This window comes from Rickettsiales bacterium Ac37b (assembly GCA_000746585.2).
GTDB lineage: Bacteria > Pseudomonadota > Alphaproteobacteria > Rickettsiales > Arcanibacteraceae > Ac37b.
Window position 1 is genome coordinate 1,041,710 of the sequence record CP009217.2, and the last position, 15,305, is coordinate 1,057,014.

The window sequence follows — 15,305 nt, forward strand, 5'->3', positions numbered from 1 at the left end:
GTTAGTCCTTACTCAGCCATTTTCTTATTGTACTAAGGGTTTCTTGTGGATACTTATTAAATATCTCATTTACAGATTTATAAGTTGCATTTGACTGAAATCTTGCTTCAATTTTTGAAATATCTACCGGCGCTTCTTGTGAAGGCCAAGTAGTATTATCGTCTATATTTGTAGTAACAGTGCTTGCAGATAGTGAAGCAGAGGTTTGCGCCGATTTGGTCATATCCAAGATATTGCTTACAGTAGGTTTAACTACAAGCAATAATATTAAAATTATAATAATTCCTATTACGGCTGTTTTGATGATACCAGATAATTCATTCTTAACCCATGCTAAAGGATCATGTTCAGCACTTAAATCGCCTGCAAATTGCATATTGACTATTTCAACGCTATCTCCTCTCTTTTGATCAAATCCTGCGGCTGATTTTACTAAAGTTTCAAATTGTGATAATTCAGTAGAGCTTCTAGGAGTATATACAGTTTTTTTAGTTTCTGGGTCTAAATTATAAGTACCATCTATTAAAACTGCTATAGATAGACGCTTAATCGTACCAGCTTCAGTAATTTGATTACGCACTGTTTTCGATATTTCATAATTGGTTGTAGTATCAGTACGTTGATTATTAGAATTGCTCGTAGCAGATGGAGATTGTTGAGGGGTATTAGGTAAATTATTAGCTACAGATACATTTTGATTAAAGTCATTATTATTAGAAGATTCTTGTTCATCCACCTCTTGTACAGATCTTACTACTTGCCCATCAGGATCATAGGTTTCAGAATTAGTAATTATACGGTCAAAATTTATGTCAGCTGATACTTCAACTTTTACATGTCCAAAACCCACTGATTGTGCAAGTAAATCTTCTAAAACTGTTTTAAGTCTTTTTTCATATTCAGCTTTAAATTCCTCTGCTTTACTGGAATTTAACGTCTCAACATCACTATTACCTAACTTAAGGGGTCTACCAGCTGTATCAACAATAGTAATTTTATTTGTTTCTAAGCCAGGAATAGCAGTAGCCACTAAATGCCCTATTGCTTCAATTTCAGCTTTATTTAAAGGAACGTTACCACGGGTGCTAATTATAATAGATGCAGAAGGTTGCTGTTTATCACGTATAAATAATTCTCTTTTCGGTAGCACCAAATGAACTCTGGCGCTTTCAATTTTAGATAAAGAAGAGATAGTTCTGGATAACTCTCCTTCTAAGGCTCTCACTAAATTAATATTTTGTACAAAATTTGAAGACCCCAACGTATCAGTTTTATCAAAAATTTCATATCCAATTAGTGAACCGTTGGAAGGTATACCGCTACTTGCAAGTTTCATACGCATTTTTAATACTTGATCATCTGGGACTAAAATTTCACTGCCATTTGCACGAAATTTAAAGGGAATGTTTTGTAATTCTAATTCCTTTACAATTTCGTTACTATCCTTTAAATCAAGATTACCATATAAGGGAACAAAATTATGTGATGAATATTTAAACGTCATTAATAATATGGTAGCTAGTACTAATACTGCGCCTCCAATAATTGCTGCTAGTTTGGTAGTACCTAAGTCTTTTAATAATATAGATAATTGGTTCATATTTATCAGTTATGTGGTTTTGCGTTTATAATACAACATCTTTACGCATACCAAAATAGTTTTTTTATTAATAAGATTGGTAATTAAATCTCTTTAAGTACAAGATAGCCCAAAAAGTTAGTAATAGGGAATAATATGAAGAATAAAGCGAATAAACAGCTAAACGGTGTAAAAAGTGATATAGTTGCGCTATTATAGTTAAATAATTCAATAGTACTACTTGCAAAAATTACTAAAATTATCATAAATGGGGTGGTAATAAGTAAATTAGTTAAATAATTATGCTGAGTATGTATAGTTAAAAGACTACTTAAAATATTCATACTGCTGAGAGCAAGGGTAGAGCATATAATTGCGAGTATTAGTATCATAATTGTCATAGTTTCTAAAGAAAATATTATTGATACTATAGGAAGAGCTGTAATAATAGGAAGAAATGTTAAAGCAGCAAGTGTTAAGATTTTTGAACTAATAATGTGAGAGCTGGGTTTTAAAACTAATAATAATTCTAGTGTACCATTTAAATAATCTCGTATTATAATATCTTGTCCTAATAAAACGGAAGATAAGAAAAATATTACTAAAATAATATAAGGCCCTAGTTTTGTAAGTAAAATAGGGTCTGTTCCTAAGGCAAATACAAATAAACAATTTCCAGTAAGGATGAATACGAAAGTATTAAATAATATTCCAGGATTTTTGATATAAAATAATATATCTGATTTTGTTAGAAAAAATATTTCTTTAAGCATCTGATATTTTTTTATATTTAGTATTAACTTTAATTTTGAATTTAATTGAACCATTATCAATAATTCTAGGGGATGTACGCGAGATTGCAAGTGCATTTTCAGGAATATTAATATTGATAGTACTTCCTGCTCCAATTAGAGAGTTATCAGAAATCGTGATAGGTGCTATCAAACTACTGTTAGACCCAATAAAAACATTATTACCAATAGTAGTTTTATATTTATTAATACCATCATAATTACATGTTATAGTGCCTGCACCTATATTAGTATTATAACCTACTGTAGTATCTCCTATATAAGAGAGATGGTTGATTTTAGAATTATTAGCTATGTGGCTATTTTTAATTTCAACAAAATTACCAATTTTAGAATGTTCTTCTATGATGGTAGTTGGCCTAATTCTAGCAAAAGGTCCAATTATTGTATGTGATTTTAGGGTTGCTCCTTCGATATGACAAAAACTTTTTATTTCCACGTTATTTTCGATTTTTACTTTTGTACCAAAAACTACGTGTGGATGTATAGTGACATCTTGATCTATGACAGTATCATAAGAAAAAGTTATACTATCTGGATTTAATAAAGTAACGCCTTCTTTTAGAAAATAGGTACGTAATCTATTTTGTTGAATTTGTTCAGCGTGTGCCAGCTGTGCTTTATCATTAATGCCTAAAACTTCTTCCTCTTCTGTCTCTAGGTAAGTACAGCTATAACCTTTGTTAGTTGCAATTTTTACTAGGTCAGTTAAATAAAATTCATTTTGATTATTTTTATTATCTAGAGAAGAGAGTAGCTCTTCTAATTTATCACGTTTTATAATCATTACTCCAGAATTGCATAAATTATATAAAAATTGATCTGATTCAATGTCTTTTGACTCTATTACCTCGGTAAGGTGATTATCTTGAATTACTAGTCTACCATATCCTGCTGGGTTATTAGCTCTAAAACCAAGTAAACCTAGAACATGATTTTGGTTTTTTTGCAAAATTGTGAGTAAGTTATTTAATGTATTATGGGTAATAAAGGGAGTATCACCAAACAATATTATAATATATTCTACGTCTTCAGAAATTATAGGTAAAGAGCACAATACTGCATGGCCTGTACCTACTGGATTTGGTTGATTACATAAGATAATATTTGGATAAAATTTGTGTAAAAAATCTTTTACAATAGTATGGTTAGGGTTAATAATAGTTATAATTTGTTCTGGCAATAAAGTTGTAGCTACGTCAACTACATATGAGATTAACTCTCTACTAGCAAGCTTGTGTAATATTTTAGGAGTATTAGAGTGCATACGCCTACTATGCCCAGCTGCCAAAATTACTACTGATACTTTCATAACCACCCATTATATTAGTATATAATTCACTATAAAAGAAATTAATAGACTTTTATTATAATATATACAACTATAAATTATTCTTTTCTAAAAATGGTTTATATTGAAACTGATGTATTTTTTCTGAAATTTTATTTCTTATATCATCGTGATATTGTAATAAATTAATATAATCAAAATCATAATATATGTTAATTTTATTGTTATAATTCACATATGTTTTGCATTTGTGGCTGGGATTCTTATTGTATTTAACTCCATCACAATGTAGCCAATAATCAGGGTTAAGAGGATTCCCTCTAATTAAGAATTCTTCTTGGTTATTAATTTTATAAGCTATTAGTTTTGATTCTGGGAGTTTATATAGTTTCTCAACAGTATTGGGAATCTCTTGAGTATCATTATAGGCTATGTTTGTAATGTTTTTATATTCAGCTTGTGAGGCATCACATTGGTTATCTATGCAGGTTGTAGTTAAAGATGAAGTATACAAAATAACATTAATGTTAGAATTACCATCTTTGTTAGTAGTAGCAATCATATCCGGATATTTAAATATTAAATGTATAGAATCATTGCCAGGAGTGTCAAAATTATTTTGCCAAATATATTCTCCTGGAATGTAAAGATTCAGGTCATTGAAAGCAAATTCTACAATTGAGTTTTGAGTTAATTTAGACCAAGGACATAGAGTATTAGATGATATAGGTATTGCTTGGTTATGTAGCCATTCCATATATTGATTACAATTACGTGACCATACTATATGTTTGGGCACTTGTATTTTATTATGGTTATTTAATGGTATGTATAATATTGCATTTTTGTAATAATAAGCATAACCAAGTACTAACAAAACAAATAAGAATATAAACTTTCTAAAAATATAGCCCATTTGTTTCCTCTTAAAAACTTGCCTCAATGATTAATGTAGAATATTGATAATATAATATTACAATTTTATTATTACAGATATAATTCTTTTACATTTAAAAGTCTATATATAGTTTTTTAATTTAAATTAAATTACTATAGTAAAAACATTTGAATTTGCATACGGCGTCATTCGTTGCTCACCTAGCAATTAGTAGGCTTTGCTCCTCATTCCTTGTATCAAACTTCAACTGTTTTTACTATATAGGCTGGGGGGATAATCATTATATTAATTTACGGTATAATAAAATATTTGAGTTTGCTACACTCTCATTATTTATATATAGTTTTAATATTCTAATTTTATTCATAGGAATCAATGATTTTATATATTTGTTTAGGTGTAATATTTTTTCTTTTTTTAACTATAGTTGTCCTAACTTATAAGTTACAAGCTTATATTGCTAAATATGAAGAAGTATTGATTGCCAAAATTTCTGCAGAGAAACAGTTAGAATTGCAATTACAATTAGCACAAGAAGCTGATAAGCGTAGTAAAGATTTTGAACAAGCTAAATTAGAAACGATGAGCTACGCTAAGGCTGCAATATTTGAAGTAGGTCAAAAACTTTCTAGTCATTTAATTGAAGATCATAAACGTGAAGCTGAACAAGTTCGTAAAGAAACAGCAGATAATATGCATAATACGACAGCAAAACTATATGAGCAATTCCAACATATAACTAGTGTACTTAGCATACTTAATAATCAGGTACAAGAATCAAAAACTACAGTAGATTTGGTCAAGAGAGCATTGTTATCACCAACTGGTGCTGGTAATCTTGCAGAAATCGCGTTAGAAAATATTCTAAAAGCATCAGGGCTTAGAGAACAGCAAGATTTTATTATGCAATACAATATTTATAATGAATATGGTAGTAGAATGAGGCCAGATGCTGTAGTATTTTTACCCAATAATAATATTATGGTGATTGATAGTAAAGCATCTAAATTTTTTCTAGAAATAGATATGTCAGAAGGTGCAATATTGGATACAAAATTGCTTGATTCCATGTATCAGCATTTAAAAGATTTGACTAATAAAGATTATAAAGAAGCAGTGCGCAGCCAACTAAAAAAAATAAAGCCACTATACAAAGTTAACCATATTACTATGGTAATGTTCTTACCTAGTGAACTTGCTTTAGAAAAGTTACAATCTGCCAATAAAAACTTTATGCAAAAAGCTTGGGATTTAAGTATTTTTCCATCTGGTCCTATAGGCATAGTAAATATGCTTTCTCATGCACGATTTTTAATTAATGAAAATCAACAATTAAATAATTATCAGGTTATTATAGAAGAAATACAAAAACTATTACAAACTATTTCGATTATGTATGAGCATGCTCATAAATTAGGTAAAACTATATCTACTAGTATGAGTCATTATGATAAATTTGCAGGTTCATTTAATAATAATTTATTAAGCAGAGTTAGGAAGTTATATAAATTGGGCCTAAATACTACGAAAAATTCATATGTAAATTTGGAAAGATATCAAATTATTCCTCATCATGCTAATGACGCAATATTAATAGAAGACGATAATACAGAAAATGATGTAACAGATACTGCGTTAGAAGCCTTAGAATAAAATTTAATATAATTATCTTATAAATATTTACGTTTGATAACGATTTTCACCTTTTATAAGCGTAAACTAATTAATAAAAAATTAATAGAATATTAGTAGTATTGCTAATAATTTAACTATAGCAAAAACATTTGAACTTGTTACGCAGTTAGCTCAAAGCTCTCCTACTAATTGTAGGTTTCGCTCTATCTGCCATAGTCGCAAATATAATTTAATTTACTAGAGATTGTAATAATTGATAAATACTAGGAGAATAATATGCAAGCGCAAAAAACTACATTAAAATCTGAAACAGTTATGAATGATTTATCTCTGGAAGATAAAATTGAGGAATTAAAATTAGCACCAGAGTCGGGAGATTTAAAAACAGTAGAATCTTTATGGTATGAAATAGGTGATAATATATCATCAAAAGATAAGGTTATAATATTAAAATTCGCTGTAGAAAGTAAACATTCAGATATAGTAGAATTTTTCTTAGGTCAAATAACAACCGAGGATTTTTCTGTAGAAGATAGAAGAGAATTATCTAAATTAACTGCACAAACAGGAAACAAGAAGATAGTAGAAAGCTGGTTAACTAAAATGGAGCGCGAGCTATCATCTAGTGATGTAGAAGTAGCATTACGTGCAGCTGCTTCAAACGGTTATGATCCTATTGTCAATTTAATATTTACTAAATTTCAGATCCCAGCAAGTGATTGGGGGAAGGCATTTAATTTTGCTGCAATTAGTGGAAAACAGTCTGTAATAGATCTATTATTAGAGAAACTAAAAGAGTTACCATTAAGTGAGAAAGACGAAAAAACAGTATCCACATATAAAGGAGCGGCTTTAGATGGAGCTGTACGCAATGGTCAAGAGCTAATAACAAAATATCTGATGGAAAAAATAGGTGATGATATATCGATCGCAGCTAAAGGAAAATCATTAATTTCCTCTGTAAAAAGTAAATACCCTGATATAACGAAAATGCTCTTGGAAGAATATAAAGATGAAATGCCGCTAAAATATATAGATGAAGCAAAAGCTTTTGCTATTAAATACGGATACGAAGATATAGAAGAAATATTAAATGATTATTTTGCGCCTACAGAAGTAAATCATTCAATATCTGATAATGTAGTAGATGCTTCGTCTTCAGAAGATACAGAATATACAATTGTATCATCCAAGCCAGAAGTAGTTGGAGAAGATCACCGTCTACTAGACGAATTATAGGTTTCATTCTATCGCTTCTTGTCCCAAATACAACTTAATTTACTATAAATAATTATATCTACCATTCCCATCTCCTTAGGAGATGGGAAAAACTATCTAAATTTAAAAGAAGTATTGAGTAAGGTAAGTCATCTAGTATATTAAGATAGCTTTATCATTAATTAAGGCCATTTTACTATTGGGGGTAATGACATCAAAATAGCTTCTGTATTGCCATCAGTCATAAGTCCAAATTTTGTTCCACGATCATACAATAAGTTAAATTCTACATAACGTCCACGTTTTACCAATAAACGTTCCCTTTGCTCTAAAGTCCAAGATTGATTCATGTGCTCTCTAACTAATTTAGGATATATCTCAAGAAAAGCTTTGCCTACATCTTGGGTAAAAGCAAAATCATTATTCCAATTGTTAGTATTAAGGTAATCATAAAATATACCACCTATACCTCTTGCTTCTTTTCTATGAGGTAAGAAAAAATATTCATCACACTGTTTTTTAAATTGGGGGTAGTAATTTAAGTTATGCTTATCGCACATATCCTTCACATCTTGATGAAACCGGGCAGTATCATTGCTATTTTCTATGGCAGGTGTAAGATCTACGCCACCGCCAAACCAATGTTTAGTTGTAACAATAAATCTGGTATTTAAATGAATTGCAGGTACAAGCGGTGAATAAGGGTGTATAACTAATGAAATACCACTTGCCCAGAAATTTGGATTTTCTTCAGCACCAGGTATTTCATGACGAAATTTTTCCGAAAATTCTCCATGAACAGTAGATATATTTACACCTGCTTTTTCAAAGACTCTACCGTGTAATAATGATTTTTCGCCCCCACCCCCCCCAGGTCTATTCCATGTTTCTCTTAAGAATTTTCCTGCAAGTAATTCGCTGCCTTGGCCTGATAATTCTTGTTCTATAGCTTCAAGTTCTTGGCATATTAAATCACGTAGTTGCTTAAACCAGGCAGTTGCTGCGGATTTATGTGCTTCGATATTATTTAGTGTCATGCTCTTTACCCTTTTTATCAGAAAAAAGTCTTTGAAAACCATCTGTAAAAATTTGTAAATTATTTTTAGTCATGGTTTCCAGTAATGATAGTGGAAAAAAACTCTCCATGGTATTGGTAAGGTATTTATTCATATATTGACGAAAATGATCCTGATTTTGTACGAATAATTGCATGCTACTTTCTAAATAATATGGTAATATTTTATGTAAATTATCGTCATAAAGGGCTAAAATTTGCTTTAAAAAGCTTATGGGAAGTATGTTAGTATTACCTTTTAATTCACGATCCAAAATTAATTGGGTTAAAGTAAAATGAGTTAAATCTTCGCCTGTTTTAGCGTCTTGAACTATGAATTCTTGCTTGTTTTTAATAAGTTGATGTAGATCATCAAGAGTAATATAGTCACTGATTTGGGTGTTATATAAACGTCTATTAGAGTATTTTTTAATAATAATAGGCTCGATATTTTTAGACATTATGTCATTACTCTATATGCTGGTAAAATTAATTCAATTATATTGACGTTATCGTGACTATGCAAATTTAATTTTCCACCATGTAATTCAGTGAATGAGTGTGCAAGTAATAGTATAACATCATTTTCTTCAAGATTGTCTATATGGTTAAGATTTTCGGAGAAAGATAATATTTGAGAAGTATTATCATCTTCAAATGGAGAACCTTTGCTATAAATAGCAAGGCCTAAATCTGAGTCATCATTGAAACTTTCTTGGATAATGAGTTTGCTAGAAGTAGTTGCATAATCTATAGATATTTTAATTAAATTGAAAATAATTTGTTCCATTTTAAATTTGTCCACTTTAATAACAGTAGAGCTACTAGAAAAATTATATGTAATTTCTATATCTTTAAACGCGGCTATTCTTTCAGAAATATTTATTACATTTTCAATAATGTGGTATAGTTTTTCTTCTGTTTCGACTAGCACATTGAAGTCTTCTTCTTGATTAAATAGACGAGTTAAGTGGTCAATCGTATTTGCAATATGATTATTACATATTTTAATATCTTCAACTCTTTTATATTGACCAGGAGTAAGAGGGCCAAAATATTCTGCTTGTAATATATCAATAAAACCTTGTATGGCATTAATTGGAGATTTTATTTGATGCACAGTTTTAGCAATAAATATAACTTTGTTCCAGCGTGACATTATACCTAAGCGTTCCATTCTTTCTGTAAGCTCTATTTTTCTAATAACAGTTAGAGCAACAAAATAAGCAATACTAGCTATAATAATAGCGAGTAATAGAAAAAATATGCTACTTATATTGGCCATCCAATGTTGGAACATATTATCTTCAAGAGTAATTAGGGCTACACTTATAGGTAAAAAATGAAAATGTTTAAATGAAAACACATATAAAGAATCATTCATTGATAATTCATCAGTAAATACCTGATGTGAAGTAAGGGAATTGATTTTACTTAGCCTTTCAGGATGTTGTGAAAACTTAATAATATTCAGGTCTTTCTTTATATCACGACTTTTAAAAAGAACATTATTATTACTTGTTGATAATAAAATCATTTCAGTTGAATTAGTAGAATCTATGGCAGTAAAAAACGTATTAAGATAGTTACTGTCAATAATTGCTGTAACAATGCCACTAAATACGCCGTTATTATATATTTTTCTACTTAATAAAATAAATTGAGTTTCTCCATCATCACTGCAAAAGGTACTTACTGCAGGTTTAGTATCAGTATTTTCTAGAAAATATGAAATATCATGAGAGAATTTTAACGGTTCTCCTATATTAAAAAAATTATTTAATTCTTGAGATTTACCATAAATATCTTTGATAATACCTTGTCCATCAGTAATAATTATGGCAGAGCAATAGGGAATTTCTCCATCAAGGCGCTGTGAATAAAATTTTTGTAATTCTAAATCTTGTATAGTATCACTATTATTTTGAGCATGGTAATCAGCGAATTTTTTGAGATAAGCATCAACAAAAAGTAAGCTTGCTTCAACGTAATTGGTTATTACATTCGCCAAAATTTCAGCATTATCTTTAGTTGCATGTACTTTTGCAGAATAGTGTTCATTTTCCTGATATATTATGACAGCGGTGACAAATATTATAGAGAGTAAGCTAAAGATTATTACAATCCTTGCTAAAATAGATCGATTGCCTCTTTTGAACACATTCACACCTAGAGTAATTTATTATACAAATTAAGAATGACAGTGTAATTTAGACTAACCATTCTATTATAGCAATAACTTTGTATGCAAGCTTTTTTTAAGCTATGTAGAAGGTGTTTTTACTAAATTATAACTTAATAATATTTAATAAATATGGAAAATTTACAAAAAATTAACATTTTATTATTAAATCATTATATCAAACAATAATATATTATTTTTGTTACTTGATCTACAGTAAAATACGTTTTGCAATAAAAATTATATTAATTTAATAAAAAAGCTTGGCATGTTTTCGATATGCTGCTATATCAGTAGTCTGGTATTTTGGAGAGGTGGCCGAGAGGTCTAAGGCAGCGGTTTGCTAAACCGTAGTACGAATAAAATCGTACCGAGGGTTCGAATCCCTCTCTCTCCGCCAGCCACTGTCTAGGCGCTTCTATTTCTATTGAAAATAATACCTAAGATATAAAAGGCTCGATATGGTGACTACCATCGCGTCCAAAATAAATTACTTTCTTTCCCTTAAGAAACACTTCATAATGGCAACACCCAGCTTTAATGATACAATTAAGAAAGGTGATATAGTTAATTTTGTGTTGTTGAATATCAGCTATAGTATTTTTAATGATGGGCGTATTAAAATCTGTAGATACTGTTTGTGTAGCATATTCAATTGTGCTTAAGTAAGTTTCACCATTAATACCATAATAAAGGGCATTCAAACCTACTAAATCTATAATATAGCGTTCTACACCGCTGTTGGTTAATTTTATAATTGTTTCAGGGAAAGAAATTTTTCCCATAAGAGAAAGTGATTTGCAGTCATTAATAATTGAAATATCCATATTATCTTCCTTTATTTAATACGTGTATTACCATGAGTTGTTGATGTCCAGCCATTATCTTTAAGTAATTGTTTGATTATTAAGAGAAAATCTTTACGTTGCTTAGAAGTCAAATTTTTGAAAAAAACTTTATCATTATCATCAGCAAGTTTTGCGAGCTGTGGTATTAATTTTTCTGCCGTATTAGTTAGAGTTAATCCTATAGAACGGCGATCTTCACCCGCAGTACGATGTATTAATTTTCGTTGCACAAGACGTTCTACCATACGTGAAGCAGAGCTTTTATCTATACCAATTAGCTGTGATATATTATTTAAAGTAATCCCACTATTATCGTATAGTATTCTAAGTAATACCCATTGTGCTACAGAAATATTATGCATAGAAAGTTTTTTGGCAAAGCTTTCAGAAACAAAATTTGAAAGACATCTTAACCAATATCCTAAATGACCTTCTAAGTTGCTTGGGTGTAATGCTTTTTTCATATTACTAATATAGTTGATTATACAATAGTTGTCAATACAACAATCTAAAAACACATTCACGCGCTGAAAATATAAGAAATTTTTGGTATACGTATAATTAGAATATAAATAGAAATAGTAATAAAAGGAGGATAGAAATGAGTATACTATCCTCCATTTAAATTAATCTTGGGCATCGTCTTTAGGTTTGCGTCCACCACCATGGCTATGGTGTCCACCTTCTTTCCCCATTGCTACAGCAGCATCATGTCGCTCTTGAGAGGAACTGTTTTTGTCCCGTAATTTAGCAGCAGCTTCAGATAAGTTATAATTTTTTTTATTATTAGTCATGATCTATCTCCATTATTTTGAGGTTGGTATATTACTTCTGTAGATAAATTGAAAAAACTATATAATATAAATTATAAGTTGTATAAGTAGTATATATCAGACTAGCACAATGTAATACTAAGTCAAATACAAAACGTTAGTTTTTTAAATTAAAATAAGTAAAATTTTTGGATAAAATATGACTATTACGGAAAAAATTTATGTAGGCTTATGTAGTCTTTTTAGTGTGTTAATTGTAGTCGGAAATCTCACATACCAGAAGTTTGTGGTACTTAATCTGCCTTTTTATAATTTTCAATTATCTGTTGGAGCAATCTTATATCCGCTTACTTTTTTAATTACAGATTTGATAGCAGAATTTTTTGGAAAGGAAAAAGCTAATTTTTGTGTAAGAATAGGTCTTGTAATAAATGTATTAGTAGCATTAATCATAATGGTTATGGATTTATTACCAGCAACGAATTGGTCTAAAATTAATGATCAAGCATTTCATAATATGTTTGGATTTTATGCTATTGCATTTGTTGGCTCTATAATTGCGTGTTATGTTTCTCAAACTGTAGATGTAATTATATATTTATGGGTACGTAATAAAACTAGAAATAAATATTTATGGTTAAGAAACAATCTTAGTACAGCAATTTCGCTTTTGATAGATACTTGTATTGTTATAATATTTATGACTATTTTTGGAATTTTACCTAGAGAACAGATGTTTCTACTTATATTCAATAGCTATAGCTGGAAATTATTTTTTACAATATGTAGTACTCCCTTGTTTTATGGTTGTGTAGGGATTATCAATATGATGATTAAACGTGCTTCTTAGAATTAAGGTGGTAAAATTAAAATTGCTTAGGTTATAGAAAGTAATTTTTTATAAAGTTTTATATATTCCATAGACATTTTTTCTGCTGTAAAGAGGGTATTATACCTGTTAAAAGCATTTTTTCCCATAAGTTCTACTTGATCTGGATGATCTAGAAAAAATTGCATTGCATGGGCAAGTGCTAAAGAATCGGCAGGAGCTATAACATATCCTGTATGATTTATATGATTAATGTAACTAGTACCCGTTCCAATTTCGCATGAAATCATAGGTTTGCCAAACATAGCTGCTTCTAAAAGTGATAATCCAAAAGCTTCTGATCGTAGGTGTGAAGGAAAGATGAAGGCATAACAGAGTGTGAGTAAAGCAGTTTTATCTTCTTCTGATAATTGACCTAAGAAATATACATTACTTATTCCTAAAGTATTAGATAAAGATTTTAGATCGTTTTCTATTTTACCAGAGCCTACTATTAATATGGGTGCCTTAACATATTTAGCTGCTTCAATTAAGAAATTGAGTCCTTTATAATATCTTAATACTCCCGTAAATAGAAAAAATCTATTTGGAAATCTACCTTTCCAATATTCAATAGTTTCTTTAGTTGGAATAGGATAGTGTTTCTTATCAAGTCCAAGAGGTATTACGGTTGTTTTATCTATAAATGAAGATAGCACTTTACTAGATTGCACATAATTTGGTGAGGTTGCTACTATTTTATCAACTTTTTTAAGAAAGTAGTACATTAAAGGTTGATACAATTTGTATAGATATTGTTGTTTAACAATATCAGAATGATAGGTTAAGACAGTAGGTTTTTTAGTATTAGCCAATAAATGTACCATATCAGCAAATGGCCAAGGAAAATGGTAATGTATGATATCTGCTTTTTGTACAAATTCTTTAAAATATTTGAGTACTTGCCAAGAAAAGGGAGTAGACGCAATTTCAAAACATTGCGGTATAAGGCATACTTGATAACCGTTTATAATATGAGATGTAACTTCAGATTTGGTACTTAATGCAAGTACCGTATTCTGTAAACCCGTAGCTGTAGTATTAGTTGCAAGCTCATCAATAACTTTCTGTGCTCCCCCTATGGTATCAGGAAAGCAAGTTTTATAAAAATGTAGTATGTGCAAGGGTATAACCGCTTATAATCTAAATATATAACCCTGAGGTATTTATATGGCATCTTATCAAAATTTTATCGGAATTGATATTGGAAATTCAATTTTGTAGTTGCTATTTATGATCAGAAATTTAATCTAGTTTTGAATCTTGAAATTTAGAAAAAATTATTACTTATTTAATTATACATTTACTATTTTTTTACGTTATTACATTTTAATAGTTAGAATTATAATTATAACTCTTATATGATAGCAGTAATGACATATCTTAAATGGCTATTTTATCCAATTTTAGCATTATTTATTACACAACCAACTTTTGCGGCTCCTATATGGACTACTAGTTTTGGTTCTCAAGGCACAGGGGATGGACAGTTTGATAATCCAACAGGAATCACTACTCTTCCTACAGGAGAAATTTACGTAGTTGATGGAAATAGGAATGATGTACAAATTTTTAATCCAGATACTACATTTTCAAGTAAATTTGGTTCTCCAGGTAATGGTAACGGAGAATTTAATTTACCCATTAGTATTTTTAGATCGCCTTCTACTGGTTTATTGTATATAAGCGATAACTTTAACCATCGTGTACAAATTTTCAATCCTGATGGAACTTATTCCGCGCAATTTGGTTCTTTTGGAGATGGGGATGGACAGTTTATGGATCATTATGGTATTACGATGGATACCGTTAATAATAAATTTTTCGTATCTGATGTAGGAAATAACAATAATCCACGTGTGCAAATTTTTAATGATGATGGTACATATTTTTCGCAGTTTGGTGGCTTCGGTACTGCTAACGGGGAGTTTTATAGCCCTATGTCTCTTACCTTTGGAAATAGCCAATTATATGTAGCAGACTATTTTCTTAATAATATACAAACTTTTGATGAAAATGCGAACTTTTTAAATAAATTTGATGTTTCAAGCATTCCTTCTGTGTATCTTTCACGACCTAGAGATCTAGCTGTAGATAATGCTCATGATATGTATTAGAGTATGATGACTCTCTTCGCACCTTTGATT

Annotated in this window: 15 protein-coding genes and 1 tRNA gene; 5 read left to right on the forward strand and 11 right to left on the reverse strand. The window is 29.8% G+C overall.

The window, feature by feature from the left end:
* Nucleotide 1 precedes the first annotated feature (1 nt).
* The 4 genes from fliF to NOVO_05295 all read right to left on the reverse strand — a co-directional run bounded on the left by fliF (nucleotide 2) and on the right by NOVO_05295 (nucleotide 4,598).
* Nucleotides 2-1,600, reverse strand: coding sequence for a Flagellar M-ring protein (gene fliF / locus NOVO_05280; GenBank protein AIL65428.1), 1,599 nt, complete (start codon nucleotides 1,598-1,600; stop codon nucleotides 2-4).
* An 83-nt stretch (nucleotides 1,601-1,683) separates the two neighbouring features.
* The gene (locus NOVO_05285) at nucleotides 1,684-2,352 is read right to left on the reverse strand and encodes a heme exporter protein CcmB (GenBank protein AIL65429.1); all 669 of its coding nucleotides are present in this window, start codon (nucleotides 2,350-2,352) and stop codon (nucleotides 1,684-1,686) included.
* Nucleotides 2,345-3,703, reverse strand: coding sequence for a Bifunctional protein GlmU (glmU, locus tag NOVO_05290; protein ID AIL65430.1), 1,359 nt, complete (start codon nucleotides 3,701-3,703; stop codon nucleotides 2,345-2,347). The genes NOVO_05285 and glmU overlap by 8 nt, the downstream gene beginning before the upstream one ends.
* 70 nt (nucleotides 3,704-3,773) lie before the next feature.
* Complete coding sequence (locus NOVO_05295) at nucleotides 3,774-4,598, reverse strand: hypothetical protein (protein AIL65431.1); 825 nt, start codon at nucleotides 4,596-4,598, stop codon at nucleotides 3,774-3,776.
* 357 nt (nucleotides 4,599-4,955) lie between these two features.
* Between NOVO_05295 and rmuC the strand changes: the two genes are divergently transcribed.
* Nucleotides 4,956-6,233 (forward strand): DNA recombination protein rmuC, encoded by a 1,278-nt coding sequence (rmuC, locus tag NOVO_05300; GenBank protein ID AIL65432.1) that lies wholly within the window; start codon nucleotides 4,956-4,958, stop codon nucleotides 6,231-6,233.
* 258 nt (nucleotides 6,234-6,491) lie between these two features.
* Entirely contained in the window at nucleotides 6,492-7,454 is a 963-nt protein-coding gene (locus NOVO_05305; protein AIL65433.1) for an Ankyrin repeat protein, read from the forward strand.
* A 161-nt stretch (nucleotides 7,455-7,615) separates the two neighbouring features.
* On the opposite strand, the gene hemF is transcribed toward NOVO_05305, so the two are convergent.
* The 3 genes from hemF to NOVO_05320 are packed head-to-tail and all read right to left on the reverse strand — an operon-like array spanning nucleotide 7,616 to nucleotide 10,648.
* On the reverse strand, nucleotides 7,616-8,470 hold the full coding sequence (gene hemF / locus NOVO_05310) for a Coproporphyrinogen-III oxidase, aerobic (GenBank protein ID AIL65434.1): 855 nt from the start codon (nucleotides 8,468-8,470) through the stop codon (nucleotides 7,616-7,618).
* Nucleotides 8,457-8,948: a hypothetical protein gene (locus NOVO_05315; GenBank protein ID AIL65435.1), complete on the reverse strand. Its 492-nt coding sequence runs from the start codon at nucleotides 8,946-8,948 to the stop codon at nucleotides 8,457-8,459. Before NOVO_05315 ends, hemF begins: the two co-directional genes overlap by 14 nt.
* On the reverse strand, nucleotides 8,948-10,648 hold the full coding sequence (locus NOVO_05320; protein ID AIL65436.1) for a sensory histidine kinase CreC: 1,701 nt from the start codon (nucleotides 10,646-10,648) through the stop codon (nucleotides 8,948-8,950). Before NOVO_05320 ends, NOVO_05315 begins: the two co-directional genes overlap by 1 nt.
* Before the next feature lie 329 nt (nucleotides 10,649-10,977).
* Between NOVO_05320 and NOVO_05325 the strand changes: the two genes are divergently transcribed.
* Nucleotides 10,978-11,069: transfer RNA gene (locus tag NOVO_05325), tRNA-Ser, on the forward strand.
* Between the two features lie 40 nt (nucleotides 11,070-11,109).
* Here the strand turns inward: NOVO_05325 and NOVO_05330 are convergent.
* The 3 genes from NOVO_05330 to NOVO_05340 form a co-directional block, all read right to left on the reverse strand.
* Entirely contained in the window at nucleotides 11,110-11,496 is a 387-nt protein-coding gene (locus NOVO_05330) for a hypothetical protein (protein ID AIL65437.1), read from the reverse strand.
* Between the two features lie 11 nt (nucleotides 11,497-11,507).
* Nucleotides 11,508-11,981 carry an HTH-type transcriptional regulator gene (locus tag NOVO_05335; GenBank protein ID AIL65438.1) on the reverse strand — a complete coding sequence of 158 codons (474 nt, stop codon included), beginning with the start codon at nucleotides 11,979-11,981 and terminating at the stop codon, nucleotides 11,508-11,510.
* Between the two features lie 162 nt (nucleotides 11,982-12,143).
* Nucleotides 12,144-12,311 (reverse strand): hypothetical protein, encoded by a 168-nt coding sequence (locus tag NOVO_05340; GenBank protein AIL65439.1) that lies wholly within the window; start codon nucleotides 12,309-12,311, stop codon nucleotides 12,144-12,146.
* Nucleotides 12,312-12,489: 178 nt separating this feature from the next.
* On the opposite strand from NOVO_05340, the gene NOVO_05345 reads away from it, so the two are divergent.
* Nucleotides 12,490-13,140 carry a hypothetical protein gene (locus NOVO_05345; GenBank protein ID AIL65440.1) on the forward strand — a complete coding sequence of 217 codons (651 nt, stop codon included), beginning with the start codon at nucleotides 12,490-12,492 and terminating at the stop codon, nucleotides 13,138-13,140.
* Nucleotides 13,141-13,166: 26 nt separating this feature from the next.
* Here NOVO_05345 and NOVO_05350 read toward each other — a convergent pair whose 3' ends face one another.
* Nucleotides 13,167-14,282, reverse strand: a complete 1,116-nt coding sequence (locus tag NOVO_05350; protein AIL65441.1) for a Glycogen synthase — start codon at nucleotides 14,280-14,282, stop codon at nucleotides 13,167-13,169.
* A gap of 237 nt (nucleotides 14,283-14,519) precedes the next feature.
* Here NOVO_05350 and NOVO_05355 point away from each other — a divergent pair, with 237 nt between their 5' ends.
* Nucleotides 14,520-15,275 carry an NHL repeat protein gene (locus tag NOVO_05355; GenBank protein ID AIL65442.1) on the forward strand — a complete coding sequence of 252 codons (756 nt, stop codon included), beginning with the start codon at nucleotides 14,520-14,522 and terminating at the stop codon, nucleotides 15,273-15,275.
* Nucleotides 15,276-15,305: the final 30 nt, after the last annotated feature.